The organism is Frateuria sp. GZRR33, assembly GCF_051900425.1.
GTDB lineage: Bacteria > Pseudomonadota > Gammaproteobacteria > Xanthomonadales > Rhodanobacteraceae > Frateuria_A.
The window spans coordinates 204,228-223,687 of sequence record NZ_JBHZGK010000007.1 but is presented as its reverse complement, the minus strand read 5'-3'; the positions used below and the strand labels follow the sequence as shown (position 1 = coordinate 223,687).

The window sequence follows — 19,460 nt, the reverse complement described above, 5'->3', positions numbered from 1 at the left end:
GAATCCCGCGCATTGAACCACCTCTGCGCCGACCCGGCGAAGAACCCGTGCGCGGAAACGCGACCTTGGACCGCGGATCGCAGCAGCGAGTTTCACGGCCGCAGGCGCCAGGCCGCTGCGGGCGAAAGACATCGCCCGGACGTGCGCTGCGGCGATCCTGCCAAGGCGGAAATTACTTCCCGGCCGCTTCCTTCGACACCAGCCAGTTCGCCAGTTCGATGGCCTGCGGGTAGCCGCCGGCGTCGCCGACGTCGAAACGGTACTTGCCGTCGACGATCAGCGTGGGGGTACCGGTGACGCCGTAGGCCTTGATCAGGTCGTCGGCGCGCTTCATCTGCGTGTTGATGCTGAAGGAGTTGGCGACCGCCACGAATTCCTTCGGATCGGCGCCGCACTTGGCGTAGACCTTGGCGGCGTCGGCGATGGTCGGCAGCGCGTCATGCGGCTTCAGGCCGTTGCCCGCCTGGTTCATGGCCGACAACTCGCCGCTCTTCCACACCGCGTCGTACATCGCGTCGTTGCACTTGTCGGCCACGCCCAGCGCCTTGGCGGTGAAGTAGGCGCGCTGCAGCATCGGCCAGTTCTCCTGCGGGATGAACGAGGCCGGCAGGTAGGCCATCACGGCGTCGGAAGGCAGGCTCGCGGCAAGCTGGGTGACCACCGGGTGGAACTGGTTGCAGGCCGGGCAGCCGTAGGAGAACACCTCGGTCACCTCGATCTTGTCGGTGGAGGTGGCCTTGGGCTGGGCCGGTTCGATGCGGAAGTAGTTCTTGCCCTCGATCCACTTGCCGTTGTCGACAAACGGCGCGGCCGGCGGAGCGGTGGGCGTGGGCGCGCCCGAGGCAGCGGCGGTGGTGGCGGCGTTCGCCGGTGCACTGGCGGCGGGGGCCGGGGCGCTGCTCGCGGCCGGCACGGTGTTGGCCGTGGGCGCGGTGGCCGTGGTGCTGCTCGGGGTCGGGGAGGCGGGCGCGCTGCCGGTGTCGCTGTCATGGCTGCAGGCGGCAAGGGCGAGCAGGGCGGCACACAGGATCGGCAGGCGCTTGAGCATGGGAACCTCGGAGCTTGGGCGGGAGGCCGGTGGCACCCCCGGGGCTGTAAACGGACACGCCGGCGGAGGCCGGCGTGTGGGATCGATCAGGGCGTGGCCGGCTTGTTGGGGCCTGCCGCGTCGTTCACGTGCAGGCCTTCGACGTAGCTGGACAGGGCCGCGATGTCCTTGTCGTCAAGCTTCTTGGCGATCGCCGGCATGATCTTGGCCTGCGCGTCGTCGCCCCAGGTGGTGCCGTCGCGCCAGGACTTGAGGGTCTTCTCGACGTACTGCGCGTGCTGGCTGGTCAGCTGCGGATAGGCCGCGCCCGGGTTGCCGCGGCCGTCGATGCTGTGGCACGCCATGCAGGCGGGGATGCCGCGCTCGACGTCGCCCTGGCGGAACAGCGTCTCGCCCTGCTGCACCAGCGCCGCGTCGGCCACGCCCGGCAGCGACTGCTTGGTGGCGAAGTAGGCGCCCAGGTCGTGCATGTCTTGCTCGGACAGCGGCGCGGCCATGCCCATCATGATCGGGTTCTGGCGCTGGCCCGCCTTGAAGTGGGTCAGCTGGCGGACGATGTACGACTCGTGCTGGCCGGCGAGCTTCGGGTACTGCGCGTCGGTGGAGTTGCCGTCCATGCCATGGCAGGCGCCGCAGGCGGCAGCCTTGCCCTGACCGGCAGCCGCATCACCGGGCTTGGCCACGGCGGCGACTTCGGCCGGGGCGGCCGGCTGGGCGGCGGAGGCGGCGGCCGACGGCGCGGCGCTCGCCTGCTTGCCGCTGTCGGCGGGTGCCGAGGGCGGTGCGTCGACGCCGGGCGCACCGGCCGAGCTCTTCTGCGCGGCGGTGGTGGCATTGGCCGGCGCAGCTTCCGCGGGCTTGGCGTCCTGCGCCATGACCACGCTGGCAGAGAGCGCAAACACCAGGGCGATCATGCCGCCGAGGGCAGCGGGCCGGAAACCGGCGGACCGAAAACTCATACACTTGTCTCCCGAAAGACGGCTCAATCCGCCGTGGACCGCTGCCAACATGGCCTGCGGCAGGCAGAAACCGCCGAATTATCCCCGCGCCACCGCATTCCGGTCAAACCGTTCCCATGTCCAATCCGCTCAACGGCGCGCAGTTCGTGCTGGCCGCCCACCGTATCAGCCAGTTGCCCGCCGACCAGGGCGCCGAAGTGGCCTTTGCCGGGCGCTCCAACGCCGGCAAGTCCAGCGCGCTCAATACGCTGACCGGGCACAAGGGCCTGGCGCGCACCTCCAAGACGCCCGGGCGCACGCAGCAGATGGTCGCCTTCTCGCTGCCGCCGCTCGCGCAGGGCGAAGGCGCGCCGCCGTTGGAGGCGCGCCTGATCGACCTGCCCGGCTACGGCTACGCCAAGGTGCCGGAGGAGCTGCGCGCGCACTGGAAGCAGGAGATCGATGCCTACCTGCACCGCCGGCGCAGCCTGCGCGGCGTGGTGCTGATCGCCGACATCCGCCATCCGCTGAAGGAGTTCGACCGGATGATGCTTCAGTTCTGCTTCGAGACGAACCTGCCCTGCCATCTGCTGCTGACCAAGGCGGACAAGCTCTCGCGCAACCAGGCCATGCAGGCGCTGGCGGCCGTGCGCAAGGGCTTCGGCGACGGCGTGCAGGCCAGCGCGCAGGTGTTCTCGTCGGCCGATGGCACCGGCGTGGAACCGGCGCGCGAGGCGGTGCTTACCCTGCTCCGCAGCCCGCGCGCGTGACCCGTAGGGTGGGCTTCAGCCCACCGGCATGCTCGCGGAAGGGCGGTGGGCTGAAGCCCACCCTACGAAAGCAGTCAGCCGCCCAGCGATTCCATGAACACCGCGCACAGCGCCGCCATGCCCTCGCGGTCGTCCTCGTCGAAACGACCCACGAGCGGGCTGTCGACATCCCACACGCCCAGCAGCGAGCCGTCCGGCTTGACCAGCGGCACCACGATTTCCGACTGCGAAGCCGCATCGCAGGCGATGTGGCCTTCGAACGCGTTGACGTCGTGCACCAGCTGGATTTCGCGCGTGCGTGCGGCGGCGCCGCACACGCCGCGGTCCAGCGCGATGCGCACGCAGGCCGGCTTGCCCTGGAACGGGCCGACCACCAGCTCTGTGCCGTCGAACAGGTAGAAACCGGCCCAGTTGAGGTCGGGCAGGCTGTTGAACACCAGCGCGCTGAAGTTGGCCGCGTTGGCGATCAGGTCGCGCTCGTCGGCGAGCAGGCCGCGCGCCTGGCTGGCCAGGTCCGCGTAGTGTTCGGGCTTGCTGGCGTAGGTGGTTTCGGCGAGGTGGAACATCGGCGCGTTTCCGGCGGCAAAGCCCGTATTATGCGCCCGACATCCGGTGGGGAAACCGTGCGATGAGCCTGACCGAGCAGCGCGAGGGCATCGAGGCAGGGCGGCTGGACATGTTCGTCGACGGCGCATTCGCCTTCACGCTCACCCTGCTGGTGATCGGTGGCGACGTGGTGCCCGACAGCGCAGGCGCCCTGCTGGAGATGCTCGGCGGCATCCCCGCCTTCGCCGTGTGTTTCTGGATGATCGCCTTTTTCTGGCACGGCCACGTGCGCTGGCGTCGGCGCTGCCCGCACGCAGACGGCGCCGGGTTGTGGCTGTCGCTGCTGCTGGTGTTCTTCGCGCTGATCTTCGTCTACCCGCTGCACATGATGTTCGCCAGCCTGTTCAACATGTTCAGCGGCGGCCGGCTGCCCAGCCGCTTCCGGCTGGCGGGGGCCAGCGAGATCCGCACGCTGCTGGTGGTCTACGGCATCGCTTTCACCTGCATGGCCGGCACGCTCACGCTGCTGTTCGGCCACGCTGCCAGACGCGCGCGGCGCGAGGGTTTCTCGCCGCTGGAGGCGCAGCGCGAGCAGCTGGTGTGGATCGTTCCCGCCGTGCTGGGCCTGGCTTCGGCGCTGGCGGCGCTGCTGCTGCCGCTGTCCGCGCCGCCGGCGCTGTGGTCGCTGCCCGGTTTCCTGTACGTGCTGATGTTCCTGATCGGGCCGCTCACCACGCGCTTCCGTCGGCGCCACGGCCTTGCCTGAAACCCGTCTTGCTTGCCCGTGAGCGTCGCGGCGCGGAACATGTCCGGTCCGCATGACGTTCCGGGACCGCAATGCAGAACACATCGAACGAAGGCAGCGCCATGTTTGTCGCCGGCACCGACACCGGCATCGGCAAGACCCACGCCGCCTGCACCCTGATCCATGCGCTGCGCGCGCGCGGGCTTGCAACGTGCGGCATGAAGCCGGTCGCCAGCGGCTGCCTGGAGACGCCCGACGGACGGCGCAACGAGGACGCACTGGCACTGCAGGCGGCAGGTAGCTGTCGGCTCGACTACGACTCGATCAACCCCATCGCGCTGCGGGAGCCGCTCTCGCCGCACCTGGCGGCGCGCCTCGAGCACACGACGGTGGCGATGGCGCCGCTACGGGCGGCCTTCGACCAGCTGCGCGCCGCGCACGAGATGGTGGTGGTCGAGGGCGTGGGCGGCTGGATGGTGCCGCTCGCGCCCGGCCTGCTCGCTTCGGCCATTCCGCGACAGTGGGGCCTGCCGGTGGTGCTGGTGGTCGGCCTTCGGCTCGGTTGCCTCAACCATGCGCTGCTTAGCGCACGTGCGATCCTCGCCGACGGCTGCCGCCTGGCCGGCTGGATCGGCAACCGCATCGACCCGGCCATGGCGGCGGTGGAGGACAACCTGGAGACCCTGCGCGAGATGCTTCCCGCACCCTGCCTGGGTGTGCTGCCCTACGGCCTGGATCCCGCCCAGGCCGCAGGGCGGCTGGAACTGGCGCCGTTGTTCCAACAGCGAACCGCGGCCCTGTAGGAGCGCACCTGTGCGCGACCGCCATGTCTGGCTGTGCGCGCAGGTACGCTCCTGTGAGAGACCTTGCCGCGTGGCGACCGCTTCACGCCTCGCATGCTTCGATGCTTCCACGCCCACCGCAGGAGTGCGCATGAGCAACCGCAATCACTATTACCTCTCGGTCGGCGACATCCGCCACGCACGCGGCGCCGATCCGGCGCTGGCCTGGCAGGGTTCCAGTCCGGACGATCTGGCCGCCGCGCTGCAGGAATCGCTGCGCGGCACCGGCCTGTTCGAGCGCTGGCGCGCCATGCAGCCGGACCCGGAGGAGGTCGACATGAGCCTGGCCGCCACCGACCCACAGGCGACTGCCAGCGCCAGGGTCGCCGATCTGCACGTGGACCTGGACGTGGTCACCGACCTGCCGATGCGCGTGGTGCGACCGCGCCTCAACTGGCTGATCGGTTCGAGCTGGCAGCTGCGCGACATGCGCGCCGCCTGACCAGCCGGCGAAGGGCGTCGGACTTCCGGCCCTTGGAAGTCCCGCCCCACTGTGGGTAGAGTCGAACGCTTGACTCGCCCGTTCCGCGCCGCGGACGCCACTTCTGGGGAAAACCGATGCCTCGTCTTCGCCTGCTCGTGATCGCCACCTCGATCGCCATGGCCGCCTGCTCGCAATCGTCCAACGACAATCCGTCCACGCCTGCGCCCACCGCGAGCGCGCCGGCAGCCAGCGCCACCACGTCGCAGGCCAACCCGTTCTTCGCCGCCAGCACCCTGCCGTTCCAGGCGCCGCCGTTCGACAAGATCCAGGAAAGCGACTACCAGCCGGCAATCGAAGAGGGCATGCGCCAGCATCTGGCCGAGGTCGAGAAGATCGCCAACAACCCCGAACCGCCGACGTTCGAGAACACGTTCATCCCGCTGGAGAAGTCCGGCGCGCTGCTGCGCCGGGCCATGCTGGCCTTCGACACCGTCACCGGCGCCAATACCTCCGATGCCCTGCAGAAGGTGCAGGAAACCGAGGCGCCCAAGCTCGCTGCACACCAGGACGCGATCTACCTCAACGACAAGCTGTTCCAGCGCGTGGAGGCGATCTACAACCAGCGCGACAAGCTCAACCTCGATCCGGAGTCGCTGCGCCTGGTGGAAGTGACCTACAAGGACTTCGTGCACAACGGCGCCAAGCTCTCCGATGCCGACCAAGCCAAGCTGAAGGATCTCAACAAGGAAGAATCCACCCTCAGCACGCAGTTCACCAACAAGCTGCTGGCCGCGACCAAGGCCGGCGCGCTCACCGTCGATGATGCGGCCAAGCTCAAGGGCCTGTCCGAGGGTGACCTGGCGGCCGCCGCGCAGGCGGCCAAGAGCCGGGACCTCGATGGCAAGTGGACGATCCCGCTGCAGAACACCACCCAGCAGCCGGCGCTGCAGGATCTGGATGACCGCGCTACCCGCGAAGCCCTGTTCAAGGCGTCCTGGAACCGCGCCGAGCACGGCGGCGACAACGACACCCGCGCCACCATCGAGCGGCTGGCGCAGATCCGCGCCGAGCAGGCCAGGCTGCTGGGCTACCCGACCTTCGCCGCCTGGAAGCTCGAAGACCAGATGGCCAAGACGCCCGAGCGGGCGCTGGACTTCATGCACAACCTGGTGCCGGCCGCGACCGGCCGCGCCGAACGCGAAGCGGCCGACATCCAGAAGGTGATCGATGCGCAGCACGGCGGCTTCAAGCTCGCCGCGTGGGACTGGCAGCACTACGCCGAGCAGGTGCGCAAGGCGAAGTACGACCTGGACGAGAACCAGATCAAGCCGTACTTCGAGCTCGACAACGTGTTGCAGAACGGCGTGTTCTACGCCGCCAACCAGCTTTACGGGCTGACCTTCAAGGAGCGCCACGACATCCCGGTGTGGCAGCCGGACGTGCGCGTGTTCGAGGTGTTCGACAAGGACGGCACCTCGATGGCGCTGTTCTACTGCGATTACTTCAAGCGCGACAACAAGGGCGGCGGCGCCTGGATGAGCAACCTGGTCGAGCAGTCGACGCTGCTGGGCACCAAGCCGGTGGTCTTCAACGTCGCCAACTTCACCAAGCCGGCGCCCGGCCAGCCGGCGCTGCTGTCGTTCGATGACGTGATCACCATGTTCCACGAGTTCGGCCATGCGCTGCACGGCATGTTCGCCGACACCAGGTATCCGTCGCTGTCGGGCGCCAACACCGCGCGCGACTTCGTCGAGTTCCCCTCGCAGTTCAACGAGCACTGGGCGACCAACCCGAAGGTGTTCGCGCACTACGCAATCAACTACAAGACCCATGAACCGATGCCGCAGGCGCTGGTCGACAAGATCAAGAAGGCGCGCCATTTCAATAGCGGCTACGACATGACCGAGCTGGTCGCGGCGGCGCTGCTCGACATGGGCTGGCACACGCTGCCGGCGGACGCGCCGAAGAAGGACGCGGACAAGTTCGAGATGGACGTGCTCACCAAGGACAAGATCAACCTGCCCTACGTACCGCCGCGCTACCGCTCCAGCTACTTCCAGCACATCTGGGGCAACGGCTACGCCGCTGGCTACTACGCCTACCTGTGGACGCAGATGCTGGCCGACGACGGCTTCGAGTGGTTCAAGGAGAACGGCGGCATGACCCGCGCCAACGGCGACCGCTTCCGCAAGATGGTGCTCTCGCGCGGCAACACCGAAGACCTGGCGCAGATGTACAAGGCGTGGCGCGGCAAGGAGCCGAGCGTGGAACCGATGCTGATCGACCGCGGGCTGAAGGACGCGCCCGAGGGCAACGAGAAGTAGGAAAAAGGCCGGCGCAAGCCGGCCTTTTTTTTGGGGCTCCCTCTCCCCTGTGGGGAGAGGGCTGGGGTGAGGGGACGCTCTTGCGTTGGAGCAACACCAGGGCGTGGCTCCGGTGGCATCTACGCGAGCCCCGGCCCCTCATCCCGACCCTCTCCCCGGAGGGGAGAGGGACTAGAGCGCAACGTCAGTAGGCGAATTCGCGGAACACCGGGTCCACACTGCCGCCCCACGGCCCGTGGAAGAGTTCCAGCTTGCGCTCGGCCGGCGTCTGATTCGCCTCGACGATCTCGATCATCGGCTCCAGGAAGATGCTCTCGTCGGCGCCGTTGCGGTTGAGCCGCGCGCGGCGCTTGAGCCCGTGCGTGGCGATCTTCAGCGTCTCGGCCGCGAGGTCGCGCACGCTGCCACCGCGGAAGGGCAGCTTCAGCGCCTGCCTGGGCACGCCTTCGCGCAGGGCGTGGCGCTCTTCCATGGTGAAGTCCTTGACCAGGTCCCAGGCCGCATCCAGCGCCTGGTCGTCGTACAGCAGGCCGACCCACAGCGCCGGCAACGCGCACAGGCGGTTCCACGGGCCGCCGTCGGCGCCGCGCATCTCCAGGTACTGCTTCAGGCGCACCTCGGGGAAGGCGGTGGTGAGGTGGTCGGCCCAGTCCTTCATCGTCGCGCGCGTGCCGGGCACGGCGTCGAGTTTGCCGTCCAGGAAGCGGCGGAAATCCTGCCCGGCCAGGTCGATGTAGCGGCCGTCCTGGTAACTGAAGTACATCGGCACGCCGAGGATGTAGTCGACGTAGCGCTCGTAGCCGAAGCCGTCCTCGAACACGAAGTCGAGCATGCCGGTGCGATGGGAATCGGTGTCGGTCCACACGTGCGAACGATAGGAGAGGAAGCCGTTGGGCTTGCCCTCGGTGAACGGCGAGTCGGCGAACAGCGCGGTGGCGACCGGCTGCAGGGCGAGGCTCGCGCGGAACTTCTTGATCATGTCCGCTTCGCTGGAGAAATCCAGGTTGACCTGCACGGTGCACGTGCGGGTCATCATGTCCAGGCCGAGGTTGCCGACCTTGGGCATGTACTCGCGCATGATCTTGTAGCGGCCCTTGGGCATCCATGGCATCTCGTCGCGGCGCCACTTGGGCTGGAAGCCCATGCCGAGAAAGCCCAGTCCCAGCCCGTCGGCGACCGAGCGGACCTCCTCCAGGTGCGCGTTCACCTCGCAACAGGTCTGGTGGATGGTCTCCACCGGCGCGCCGGAGAGCTCGAGCTGGCCGGCCGGCTCCAGCGTGATGTTCGCCTTGCCGCGCGTGAGTGCCACCGGCGTCTCCCCCTCCCGGGCGATGTCCCAGCCGTAGCGCGAGGCGAGTCCTTCCAGCAGCGCGCGGATGCCGCGCTCGCCCTCGAACGTCGGCGGACGCAGGTCGTCCGTGCGGAACCCGAACTTCTCGTGCTCGGTGCCGATCCTCCAGGCCTCGCGCGGCTTCTCGCCGGCGGCAAGGTAGTCGGTGAGTTGCTGGCGGCTTTCGATCGGGGTGCTCTTTACGGCACTGGGAATGGACACGGGCAAGCCTTGCTTGGGGGAGCGGCCACTATGGGGGCGTACAGGGCCACGAAAAGGGGGCCATGCCAAAATAGTGTACGCCGGGGTTCTGGTGGCCGCCGTGAAAGGTCCTGTTTGCTTGCCGGACAGGTGGATAAACGGGAGCGAACTGGACTGTTATGTTTTCGTGAGGACATTCCCTTGATGTGCCTGCCCGCAGGATGTCGCGGACAGGGGGACATCAGAGGAGGAACGAACACGATGTCCATCGAGTCAGCGCGTCAACGACTGACGCAAGCGACGCTTCCGGTCGCGGTATTGGCCGCCCTGCTTGCCCCCTGTATCGCGACGGCTTCGCCGCAGGTGGCGATCGAACGCGCAGGCCCCCCCGTTCCCACGCCGCACACCCAGCCGTGCGAGGTGCAACTGTTCAGCAATGCGCCGTTCGATACCCCGGCCACCGGTTTCGTCTTCACCCCGCCCGCCAACTGCCCGGGTCCGTGGGCCAAGGTGGTGCTGAGTGTGGACCTGAGTGGTTCGCGCGACGCCCGGACCCGCGGAATCGCCCTGGCGCTGGACGACGTGACCCTGTTCGTCGGTCCCACGCCCGACACCGCGCAGCCCGCGCAGTGGCACGTGGAGCGCGACCTGACCGATTACAGCGTCCTCTTCAAGCAGCCGGGCAACGGCGCGCTCACCGCTTTGCGCGCGTTCCGCGACATCGGCGGGAGCAGCACCCATGTGACCGGCAGTGCGACCCTGCGCTTCTATCCGCCGAGGGCCGGCAACCCGGCGCCGCGGGTACCCGACGCCGTGTTCCCGACCTACGCCAACCAGCTCGGCGGGCCGCCCGGGGTGAAGGATCTCGCCTCGCTGCCGCACAACATCGAGCGCGCCTACCTGGACGTGACCGCCAACGACGAGTCGTTCTGGTACAACTGCATCACGCCCGCCATGGCGCAGGCGCACCCGACCCTGATCAGCTCCGTCGCGCTCGGCCTGAGCCAGCGCGGGATCTATCCCGCCGAGCAAGGTTGCCTGCCGCACAGCTATTCGGACGTACTGGTGACCGTTGATGGCACACCGGCGGGCGTCGCGCCGGTGTTCCCGTGGCTGCCGACCCATTTCAGCATCAATTCCGGGCCGCGGCGGTCGCCGTTCTGGAACGTGGTCGATACGCCCACCGACAGCGCCCAGTCGCTGGACTTCGTGCCCTACCGTGTGGACGTCACCCCGTTCGCTGCCATCCTGAACGAAGCGGGTACCCATCAGGTCGCGCTGAACATGACGGCGCATTCGGACATCAACGACCAGTGGTTCCTTGCCCCGAGCACGGCCAACCTGCTGGTGTATCTCGACCCCGGCAAGAGCCGCCTGCCTGGTGCGGTGACGTTCAACTCGCTGCCGGCCGGATTGCCCGCGCCAGCGGTCAGCGACGGATTGGTGCAGGACGGCAACCTGCTGGATGGGCGGGTCGGTACGCGGCTGGATCGGAACTTCGAGATCCGCGGTTACGTGGACACCTCGCGCGGCCGTATCGAATCGTCGGTGACCCAGCAGTCCAGCTTCCAGAACGTACGGCAGTTCCACGTCAAGGATGATCCGGCCGACCACAACGACCAGCCCTACTACCGCGAGGACCTGTGGCTGCAGAGCACCACGCAGAGCACCAGCCGCCGCACGCGCAACGGCACGCTGCTCAGCGAGGACCAGGTTCAGGCCAGCTACCCCCTGGAGCTGCACTACATCGGCGCCGGCCGGCTGACCGACTGGTACAGCGAAGAGGGCACGCTCGACGTCGACCTGTTCGGCGGTTCGGTCAACGTGCACCAGCAGCGCCAGCTGGACGTGACCCACTCGCGGCATGGCCTGCAGCCGTACACCACCCAGCTGCGCGAGGAGTTCGAAGGCAACCATCGCGTCGACCCCGATACCGATGCGGACAGCAACTGGCACGCGGCGCATACGTTCATGTTCAGCGACAACCGCGGCAGCTGTTACCAGAAGGCGGTACTGACCCGGAACGGTTCGCTGGATGAGACCGCGACCGGCATGGGTTGTCCCAACGGAACCAACCACGTGCGCTGGTACGCGCATCCGGATGGTTCGGCCGACGGGCTGAGCTGGCAGCGACCGTAACCCGAAAAAAAACAGGCCGGCTGAGGCCGGCCTGTTTCGTCGGGAGGTCTGGCGACCTTACCGCTTCATCGAATTGAAGAACTCGTCGTTCGTCTTGGTGTTCTTCATCTTGTCGAGCATGAATTCCATCGCCGCCAGCTCGTCCATCGGGTGCAGCAGCTTGCGCAGGATCCAGATCTTGGCGAGCAGGTCCGGGTCGATCAGCAGATCCTCGCGGCGGGTACCGGAGCGGTTGATGTCGATGGCCGGGTAGACGCGCTTCTCGGCGATACGGCGGGACAGGTGCACTTCCATGTTGCCGGTGCCCTTGAACTCCTCGTAGATCACCTCGTCCATCTTCGAGCCGGTGTCGATCAGCGCGGTGGCGATGATGGTCAGCGAACCGCCTTCCTCGACGTTGCGCGCGGCGCCGAAGAAGCGCTTCGGGCGCTGCAGCGCGTTGGCGTCGACGCCGCCGGTGAGCACCTTGCCGGAGCTCGGCACCACGGTGTTGTAGGCGCGGGCCAGGCGGGTGATCGAGTCGAGCAGGATGATCACGTCCTTCTTGTGCTCGACCAGGCGCTTGGCGCGCTCGATCACCATCTCGGCGACCTGCACGTGTCGGGCCGCGGGTTCATCGAACGTCGAGCTGATCACCTCGGCGCGCACGGTGCGGGCGATTTCGGTCACTTCCTCCGGGCGCTCGTCGACCAGCAGGATGATCAGGTGTGATTCGGGATGGTTGTACTGGATCGCCTGGGCGATGTTCTGCAGCATCATCGTCTTGCCCGACTTCGGCTGCGAGACGATCAGGCCGCGCTGGCCCTTGCCGATCGGCGCGATGAGATCGAGGATGCGCCCGGTGATGTCCTCGCTGGATCCATTGCCGCGCTCCAGGTGGAACGCCTTGCGCGGGAACAGCGGCGTCAGATTCTCGAACAGCATCTTGTTCTTCGACGCCTCCGGCGGATCGCCGTTGATGTCGTCGACCTTGAGCATCGCGAAATAACGCTCGCCTTCCTTCGGATGGCGCACGCGCCCGGTGATGTAGTCGCCGGTGCGCAGGTTGAAGCGGCGGATCTGGCTCGGGCTGACGTAGATGTCGTCCGGGCCGGCGAGGTAGGACTCGTCCGCCGAGCGCAGGAAGCCGAAGCCGTCCTGCAGGATTTCCAGCACGCCCTCGGCCCAGATGCCGCCGCCGGAGCGGGCGTGGGCCTTCAGGATGGAGAAGATCACGTCCTGCTTGCGAGCGCGGGCGACGCCTTCCTGGATGCCGAGCGACTCGGCGAAGGCCAGTAGCTCCGGCGCCCTCATCCGCTTGAGCTCGGTGAGGTTGATCAGCCGGTCATTACTGCCGATGTCGGCGTTTTCGTCGTCCTCGGGCAGGCCGCGCGGGTTGTTGCGGTTGGGCTGGCCCTGGTTGCCGCCCTGGCTGCTGCCTTGCCCACCCTGCGGGCGCTGGCCGCGCTCGTGGCGGCGGCGGCGGCCACGGCCGTCACGCTCGTTGCGGTCGTTGCGGCGCTCGTTGCTGCCGTTGCCGTTGGCCTGCGGCTGGCCGTTCCCGTTCTGGCCGCCTTCGCGGGCCTCCTGCGGCGCACGCGGCGCGTTGTCCCCGGCGTCCATCGGCAGGCTGGCCTGCGCGGGGGCCGGGGCAGGTGCCGGAGGGGACGCTGGTGCCGGCGCAGGCGCAGGCGCCGGAGCCGGAGCCGCGGCCGCCTGGGCCGGCGCTGGTGCGGCGGCCTTCTCGGCAGCGGACTTGCGCGGGGCGCGGGTGCGCGGCGCGTCCGCGCTCTTGGGTTCGGCGCGCTTGGCGTCGGACGGGTCTTGGGTTTCGATATCGGACACGGGCAAACCTCGTGGGGGCGCCGTTGGAAGAACAGGAGGGAGGTACGAGCGTCGCGCGGTGCGCGCGGGAGGGGCGAAGCGGACCGCCCCTTTCGGTCGTGAAAGGCAATCTAGCATCCGCCGCGCGGCGCCGTAAAGCGCGCGCGGCGGGAAGTGCGCGTCAGAGCGCCTTGTCGATCATCTGGGAGAGCTGGCCCTTGCTCACGGCGCCGATCTGGGTCGCCTCGACCTTGCCGTGCTTGAATACCATCAGGGTCGGGATGCCGCGCACGCCGTACGTGCGGGGGGTCTTCTGGTTCTCGTCGATGTTGAGCTTGACCACGCGCAGCTTGCCTTCGTACTGCTTCGCCAGCTCGTCCAGCATCGGCGCGATCGCCTTGCACGGGCCGCACCACTCGGCCCAGAAATCGAGCAGCACGGGGGTGTCGGACTCCAGTACGTCCTTCTGGAAGGCATCGTCGTTGACGTGGGTAATCAGGTCGCTCACCAGGATCTCCGTGGTTGCGTGGGAAGAAGGTTTCAGGACCGCGCGGCCGGCATCGGCTACACTGGAGCGCCCATGTTGCGCGGGTTCCAACGGGAAGACTGCGGGGTTGCCGTTGCGGCAGGCCTCCATTCCAGCGTAACTCGGGTCGCGATTCAAGCGATTCAAGGGCGGCGACGGAGGGTTCCGTTGTCATAGGCGAGCCGGTCCGCGATGGCCCGCTCGCCTATGCCAGCGGAACCGTCGGTCGCAAGCCCTCCACCGGCGGGGACGAGCGACGGTGCGCGCACCAGACGGACGCGCGGTCGACCTGCCCGCAACCTCAACCGCCCCGCGCCTGCACGGCAGCGGAGCCGGGCCCGCCGTGCGGCCGCCCGCATCCATTCCAGTGAGCCATGTCCCAAACCGTACTGACCGACACCTTCTTCACCAACTTCGACCTTCACCCGCTGCTGCAGCAGGGCCTCGCCGAGGCCGGTTTCACCCGCTGCACACCGATCCAGGCCCTGACCCTGCCGCTCGCGCTGACCGGCCGCGACGTCGCCGGCCAGGCGCAGACCGGCACCGGCAAGACCTGCGCCTTCCTGGTCGCGCTGATGAACCGCCTGCTGACCCAGCCCGCGGTGGCCGAGCGCAAGGATTCCGATCCGCGCGCGCTGATCATCGCGCCGACCCGCGAACTGGCGATCCAGATCGACAAGGACGCGCGCAGCATCGGCCGCTACACCGGCCTGAAGACCGCGCTGATCTACGGCGGCGTCGACTACGACAAGCAGCGCCAGCAGCTCAAGGACGGCTGCGACATCATCATCGCCACGCCCGGCCGCCTGCTCGACTACTACAAGCAGCAGGTGTTCGGTTTCAACGGCGTCGAAGTGATGGTGATCGATGAGGCCGATCGCATGTTCGACCTCGGCTTCATCAAGGACGTGCGCTTCATCTTCCGCCGCCTGCCGGCGCGCGAGCAGCGCCAGGTGCTGCTGTACTCGGCCACGCTCAGCCACCGTGTGCTGGAGCTCGCCTACGAGCACATGCACGAGGCGGAAAAGCTGGTGGTGGAGACCGACAACGTCACCGCCGACAAGGTGCGCCAGGTCGTCTACTTCCCGGCCAAGGAAGAGAAGATGCCGCTGCTGCTCAACCTGCTCGAGCGGGAGAAGCCCAGCCGCAGCATCATCTTCGTCAACACCAAGGCCGCCGCCGAGCGCATCACCGAGCGGGTCAAGCGTCAGGGCTACCGCGTCGGCGCGCTTTCCGGCGACGTGCCGCAGCTGAAGCGCCAGAAGCTGCTGCAACGTTTCCAGGACGGCCAGCTCGACATGCTGGTGTGCACCGACGTGGCCGCGCGCGGCCTGCACATCCCGGCGGTGAGCCACGTCTTCAACTACGACCTGCCGCAGGACGCCGAGGACTACGTGCACCGCATCGGCCGCACGGCACGTCTGGGCGCCGAAGGCGACGCCGTCAGCTTCGCCTGCGACCTGTACGCGATGAGCCTGCCGGAGATCGAGACCTACATCGGGCAAAAGATCCCGGTGGCGACCGTCGAGGCGGACATGCTGGTGATGCCCAAGCCGCGCGAGATCGATCCGCAATTCGCCGCGCAGGCGGCGGCCGACAGCGCACAGTTCGGCGACAAGGTCGAGGCGCGCGGGGACGAGCGCAAGGGAGCCCGCGACGGCACGCGCCGTGGTCGCCGCGGCGGCGAGCGTGGCTCCCGCGAGGATCGCCCGCCACGCGCACCGCGTCCGCCGCGGGCAGAGGGCGAGGCCGCCGTGGCGACCGAGCCGCAGCCGGGCGTCGTGGCCACGGGTCCGGCCGCACCGGACGCCACCCCGGCCGCGGATGGCGAGGGCGCACGCAAGCGCCGGCGCCGCCGCGGCGGACGTGGCCGTCGCCGCGAGGGTGGCGAGAATGCCGCGCCGCAGGCCCAGGCAACGACCGAGAATCGCCCGCCGCACGGCGAGCGCAAGCCGCCGCGTGAGCGTGGCGCCGGCCCGTCCCGTCCGTCGCGCCAGGTGACCGTGCAGTCGGGCGTGGAGTCGGCTGGCAAGAAGCCGGGCTTCTTCCGTCGCCTCACGCGTCTGTTCACCGGTCGCTGAGCCTTGATCCTTCTCCCCCTCCAGGGAGAAGGTGCCAGGAGCGGATGAGGGGCCGGGGCTTGCGATGGGCTCCACCAAAGCCACGCTCAACGTAACGTGCCGCAAGGGTGGCCCCTCACCCCAACCCTTTCCCCGGCGGGGAGAGGGGGCTTGGTCCGTGGCAACCTGGTGATCCTCAAGGAAGCGGGGCTTCTTCCGCGCGCGACGGGCACCAACCGCATCAGGCATTCCCGTATCCTTTGCCCCTGGTGCGGGACAAGGAACCACACGCGGTGATCCGCTTCGACCAGGTGAGCAAGCGCTACGAGGGCGGCCATGAGGCGCTCTCGCAACTGTCCTTCGAGGTGGCGGCCGGCGAGATGGCCTTCGTCACCGGCCATTCGGGCGCCGGCAAGAGCACGTTGCTCAAGCTGATCGCGCTGATCGAGCGGCCCTCGCACGGGCAGATCGTGGTTGACGGCCAGGCGCTGGCCAAGGTCGGCCGCGGCGGCATCCCGAAACTGCGGCGCCGGCTGGGCATGGTGTTCCAGGACCATCGCCTGTTGATGGACCGCACCGTGTTCGCCAACGTGGAACTGCCGCTGCTGATCGGCGGCATCGCGCCGGCCGAGCGCAGCCGCCGTGTGCGCGCCGCGCTGGAAAAGGTCGGCCTGCTTTCGTACGAGCGGCAGTTGCCCGATTCGCTGTCCACCGGCGAGCAGCAGCGCGTCGGCATCGCCCGCGCCATCGTCGCGCGCCCGGCGGTGCTGATCGCCGACGAGCCGACCGGCAACCTCGATCCGCAACTGGCGGTGGAGATCATGGGCCTGTTCGCCGAGTTCCAGGACATCGGCACCACCGTACTGGTGGCCAGCCACGACCTCCCGCTGATCAAGCGCATGCACAAGCGCGTGGTGGTGCTCGACCACGGCCGTCTGGTGGCCGACATTCCGGGCGAGGAGGTGCTGTGAACGCGCCTGCCGTCACCGAAAAGGCCGCGCCGCGCAGCGAGCGCAGCCAGTCCCGCCGCCTCGCCGGCTGGCGCGAGCACCACGGCTGGAGCGCGGCGGCGAGCCTGCGCCGGCTCGGCGGACGCCCGCTCGGCACGCTGATGACCGTGTCCGTGCTTGGCCTGGCGCTGGCGTTGCCGTTGGCGTTCTACCTGCTGCTGGCCAACGTGCAGTCGATGGGCGGGGCGCTGGGGCAGAACCCGGCGGTCAGCGTTTTCCTTAAGGCTGACCAGGCCGGCCCGCAGGCCAATCTGCTGGCCGGCGAGCTGCGCACCCGGCCCGACGTCGCCGGCGTGACCATCAGGACGCCGCAGCAGGGCCTCGATGAATTGGCGACCTTGCAGGGTTTCTCCGGCGCCGTGCATGCGCTGGACGATGCCAATCCGCTGCCGTGGGTGCTCGTCGTGCAGCCCAGGGCCGGCCTGGATGCGACGGCCGTGAACGCACTGATCGAAAGCCTGCGCGGCGAACGCGCGGTGGACCTGGTGCAGGACAGTGGCCAGTGGCGCAAGCGGCTGGATGCCCTGCTCGACGTCGGCCATCGCTTGGTCCTGGTACTGGCCGCACTGCTCGCGCTGGCGGCGCTGCTGGTGGTCGGCAACACCGTGCGTACCGATATCGCCAGCCGCAGCGAGGAAATCGGCGTGCTGATGCTGCTGGGCGCGAGCCGCGCCTTCGTGCGCCGGCCTTATCTGTACGCGGGTGTCTGGTATGGGCTGTTCGGCGGCGTGCTGGCCTCGCTGCTGGCGCTGGCCATCGAGCTGGCGCTGGCCGGCCCGGCGGCCGAACTCGATCGCGCCTATGGCGGCAGCCTCAGCCTGGGCGCGTTGCCCTGGTGGCTGCTGCTGGCCGTGCCGCTGGCGTCGGCGGTGCTGGGCTGGATCGGCGCACGGCTGGTCAGCGCCCGGCAGCTGCGCAAGGCCGCATAGGAGCCACGGGCGCCAGCCGCTTCCGGGAAGCGGCAGCGGGTGGACGATTCCGGCCTTTTCTCGGTCCCGGGTCGCTCGATGGGCAAGAAGGGCGGGATGTGCACCGCGCCACCGCTTTTGCTGCCCGGAACGCTTCTGCCGCCCGCGCGCCCGGGCGCCTTAGTGACCGCCTTCGCAACCGGCGCAAGGCGTGATGGTGCAAGATAGCCCCGGGTGCGCGCGGGGCGTACACGGGGTTCGATGTGGATGGGTGGGGCATGAATGCAGACGTTGGCAGCCGCGCCGGCACCGCTCCGCGGGTGCTGGTGGTGGATGGCTCCAAGGTGGTGCGCCAGCTGATCACGCGCGTGCTCAAGGCCGAGTTGCCGGAAGCCGAGCTGGTCGATTGCGGCAGCGGCGCGGAGGCGCGCGGGCTGATCGAGCAGGGCCCGTTCGACTTCATCACCATCGCCCTGCGCCTGCCTGACATGGACGGGCTGGAACTGGCCCGCCACGTACGCGAATCGGCCCAGGCCTACGTGCCGATCGTGGTCGTTTCCGGCGACGTCGACGCGCGCCTGCACAAGCGCGAGCTGGGCGACGTAACCGACTATTTCGACAAGTCGCTGGGCTTCCAGGCGCTGGCCGATTTCATCCGCGGCTACGTCCGTCCGGAGGCGACTGCCGAGGGCACCGTGCTGTATGTGGAAGACAGCCGCGTGGTGGCGCTGGCCACCCGGCGCATGCTGGAGAAGATCGGCCTGACCGTGCGCCACGTGGTGAGCGTGGAGGACGCCCTCGCCATGCTCGAAACCGACCGCGCGCAGGGCCAGATCGGTGCCGACGTGGTGCTCACCGACGTCAGCCTGAAAGGCGAGCTCACCGGCGGCGACCTGCTCGAGCGCATCCGCAGCCACTTCGGCTACGGCAAGGGCCAGCTTCCCGTGCTTGTGATGACCGGCGACGAAAACCCGGCCAACCAGGCCGCGCTGCTCAGGGCCGGCGCCAACGACCTGGTCGAGAAGCCGGTCGAGGAAAAACTGCTGGTCACCAAGCTGCTGTTCCAGCTGCGCGTGGCCAGGCACCTGCGCGAGCGGGCGCAAGGCGCGTGAGCGAAACCGCCGAAGCCGAACGCATCCGCCTCGAACCTTCCTGGAAGGCGCGCCTGGGCGACTACCTGGAGCGCCCGGACATGCGTGCGCTGGCCGAATTCCTGCGCGCCGAGAAGCGTGCCGGCAAGCTGCTCTACCCGCCGGGCCCGGAGATCTTCAACGCCTTCGCGCATACGCCGTTCGACAAGGTGCGCGTGGTGATCCTGGGCCAGGACCCCTATCACGGGCCCGGCCAGGCGCACGGGTTGTGCTTTTCGGTGCGGCCAGGCGTGCCGGTGCCCCCTTCGCTGAACAACATCTTCGCCGAGATCGAGCGCGACCTGGGCATAGCGCGCCCCGACCATGGGTGCCTGACGCCCTGGGCCGACCAGGGCGTGCTGCTGCTCAACAGCGTGCTGACCGTCGAGCAGGCCCGCGCCGGTGCGCACCAGAACAAGGGCTGGGAAGGCTTTACCGATGCCGCCATCGAGGCGCTGAACCGCGAGCGCGAGGGCCTGGTGTTCCTCCTCTGGGGCGCCTACGCGCAGCGCAAGGGGCGGCTGGTCGACCCCCATCGTCACCTGGTGCTGAGCTCGGTCCACCCCTCCCCGCTATCGGCGCACCGCGGCTTCATCGGCAACGGCCACTTCTCGGCCGCCAACCGCTATCTGGAAAGCCGCGGCCAGGCGCCGATCGACTGGTCGCTGCCGCCGCGTTCACGGCTGGCCGATTGACAGGCACACTGGCCGGTGGGA

Annotated in this window: 17 protein-coding genes; 11 read left to right on the top strand and 6 right to left on the bottom strand. The window is 68.6% G+C overall.

What is annotated here, in order from left to right; genetic code table 11:
- Positions 1-172: 172 nt before the first annotated feature.
- Positions 173-1,048 carry a thiol:disulfide interchange protein DsbA/DsbL gene (locus tag ACFWZU_RS11335; RefSeq protein ID WP_439701618.1) on the bottom strand — a complete coding sequence of 292 codons (876 nt, stop codon included), beginning with the start codon at positions 1,046-1,048 and terminating at the stop codon, positions 173-175.
- A gap of 86 nt (positions 1,049-1,134) precedes the next feature.
- Positions 1,135-2,007, bottom strand: coding sequence for a c-type cytochrome (locus tag ACFWZU_RS11330; protein ID WP_439701617.1), 873 nt, complete (start codon positions 2,005-2,007; stop codon positions 1,135-1,137).
- A gap of 116 nt (positions 2,008-2,123) precedes the next feature.
- Between ACFWZU_RS11330 and yihA the strand changes: the two genes are divergently transcribed.
- A complete protein-coding gene (yihA, locus tag ACFWZU_RS11325; protein WP_439701616.1) occupies positions 2,124-2,756 on the top strand; it encodes a ribosome biogenesis GTP-binding protein YihA/YsxC in 633 nt (210 codons plus the stop codon).
- Positions 2,757-2,830: 74 nt separating this feature from the next.
- Here yihA and ACFWZU_RS11320 read toward each other — a convergent pair whose 3' ends face one another.
- Complete coding sequence (locus ACFWZU_RS11320) at positions 2,831-3,322, bottom strand: GAF domain-containing protein (protein ID WP_439701615.1); 492 nt, start codon at positions 3,320-3,322, stop codon at positions 2,831-2,833.
- Between the two features lie 62 nt (positions 3,323-3,384).
- Here ACFWZU_RS11320 and ACFWZU_RS11315 point away from each other — a divergent pair, with 62 nt between their 5' ends.
- The 4 genes from ACFWZU_RS11315 to dcp all read left to right on the top strand — a co-directional run bounded on the left by ACFWZU_RS11315 (position 3,385) and on the right by dcp (position 7,637).
- The gene (locus tag ACFWZU_RS11315) at positions 3,385-4,068 is read left to right on the top strand and encodes a TMEM175 family protein (protein WP_439701614.1); all 684 of its coding nucleotides are present in this window, start codon (positions 3,385-3,387) and stop codon (positions 4,066-4,068) included.
- Between the two features lie 71 nt (positions 4,069-4,139).
- A complete protein-coding gene (bioD, locus tag ACFWZU_RS11310; protein ID WP_439701613.1) occupies positions 4,140-4,850 on the top strand; it encodes a dethiobiotin synthase in 711 nt (236 codons plus the stop codon).
- 130 nt (positions 4,851-4,980) lie between these two features.
- Positions 4,981-5,331 (top strand): hypothetical protein, encoded by a 351-nt coding sequence (locus ACFWZU_RS11305; protein WP_439701612.1) that lies wholly within the window; start codon positions 4,981-4,983, stop codon positions 5,329-5,331.
- 116 nt (positions 5,332-5,447) lie between these two features.
- Complete coding sequence (gene dcp, locus ACFWZU_RS11300) at positions 5,448-7,637, top strand: peptidyl-dipeptidase Dcp (RefSeq protein WP_439701611.1); 2,190 nt, start codon at positions 5,448-5,450, stop codon at positions 7,635-7,637.
- Positions 7,638-7,821: 184 nt separating this feature from the next.
- Here dcp and ACFWZU_RS11295 read toward each other — a convergent pair whose 3' ends face one another.
- Positions 7,822-9,189: a glutamate--cysteine ligase gene (locus ACFWZU_RS11295; protein ID WP_439701610.1), complete on the bottom strand. Its 1,368-nt coding sequence runs from the start codon at positions 9,187-9,189 to the stop codon at positions 7,822-7,824.
- A 240-nt stretch (positions 9,190-9,429) separates the two neighbouring features.
- Between ACFWZU_RS11295 and ACFWZU_RS11290 the strand changes: the two genes are divergently transcribed.
- On the top strand, positions 9,430-11,307 hold the full coding sequence (locus tag ACFWZU_RS11290) for a peptide-N4-asparagine amidase (RefSeq protein ID WP_439701609.1): 1,878 nt from the start codon (positions 9,430-9,432) through the stop codon (positions 11,305-11,307).
- Positions 11,308-11,364: 57 nt separating this feature from the next.
- Here the strand turns inward: ACFWZU_RS11290 and rho are convergent, their stop codons facing one another.
- Together rho and trxA are read right to left on the bottom strand one after the other, a co-directional pair.
- The gene (gene rho / locus ACFWZU_RS11285) at positions 11,365-13,131 is read right to left on the bottom strand and encodes a transcription termination factor Rho (protein WP_439701608.1); all 1,767 of its coding nucleotides are present in this window, start codon (positions 13,129-13,131) and stop codon (positions 11,365-11,367) included.
- Positions 13,132-13,291: 160 nt separating this feature from the next.
- Positions 13,292-13,618 carry a thioredoxin TrxA gene (gene trxA / locus ACFWZU_RS11280; protein ID WP_231350412.1) on the bottom strand — a complete coding sequence of 109 codons (327 nt, stop codon included), beginning with the start codon at positions 13,616-13,618 and terminating at the stop codon, positions 13,292-13,294.
- A 392-nt stretch (positions 13,619-14,010) separates the two neighbouring features.
- On the opposite strand from trxA, the gene ACFWZU_RS11275 reads away from it, so the two are divergent.
- The 5 genes from ACFWZU_RS11275 (at position 14,011) to ung (ending at position 19,439) form a co-directional block, all read left to right on the top strand.
- Positions 14,011-15,717, top strand: a complete 1,707-nt coding sequence (locus tag ACFWZU_RS11275) for a DEAD/DEAH box helicase (RefSeq protein WP_439701607.1) — start codon at positions 14,011-14,013, stop codon at positions 15,715-15,717.
- A 272-nt stretch (positions 15,718-15,989) separates the two neighbouring features.
- Positions 15,990-16,667: a cell division ATP-binding protein FtsE gene (ftsE, locus tag ACFWZU_RS11270; protein WP_209618628.1), complete on the top strand. Its 678-nt coding sequence runs from the start codon at positions 15,990-15,992 to the stop codon at positions 16,665-16,667.
- Entirely contained in the window at positions 16,664-17,635 is a 972-nt protein-coding gene (gene ftsX, locus ACFWZU_RS11265; RefSeq protein WP_439701606.1) for a permease-like cell division protein FtsX, read from the top strand. Before ftsE ends, ftsX begins: the two co-directional genes overlap by 4 nt.
- 257 nt (positions 17,636-17,892) lie before the next feature.
- Positions 17,893-18,726 (top strand): response regulator, encoded by an 834-nt coding sequence (locus ACFWZU_RS11260; protein ID WP_439701605.1) that lies wholly within the window; start codon positions 17,893-17,895, stop codon positions 18,724-18,726.
- A complete protein-coding gene (ung, locus tag ACFWZU_RS11255; protein ID WP_439701604.1) occupies positions 18,723-19,439 on the top strand; it encodes a uracil-DNA glycosylase in 717 nt (238 codons plus the stop codon). The genes ACFWZU_RS11260 and ung overlap by 4 nt, the downstream gene beginning before the upstream one ends.
- The last annotated feature ends 21 nt before the right edge of the window (positions 19,440-19,460 follow it).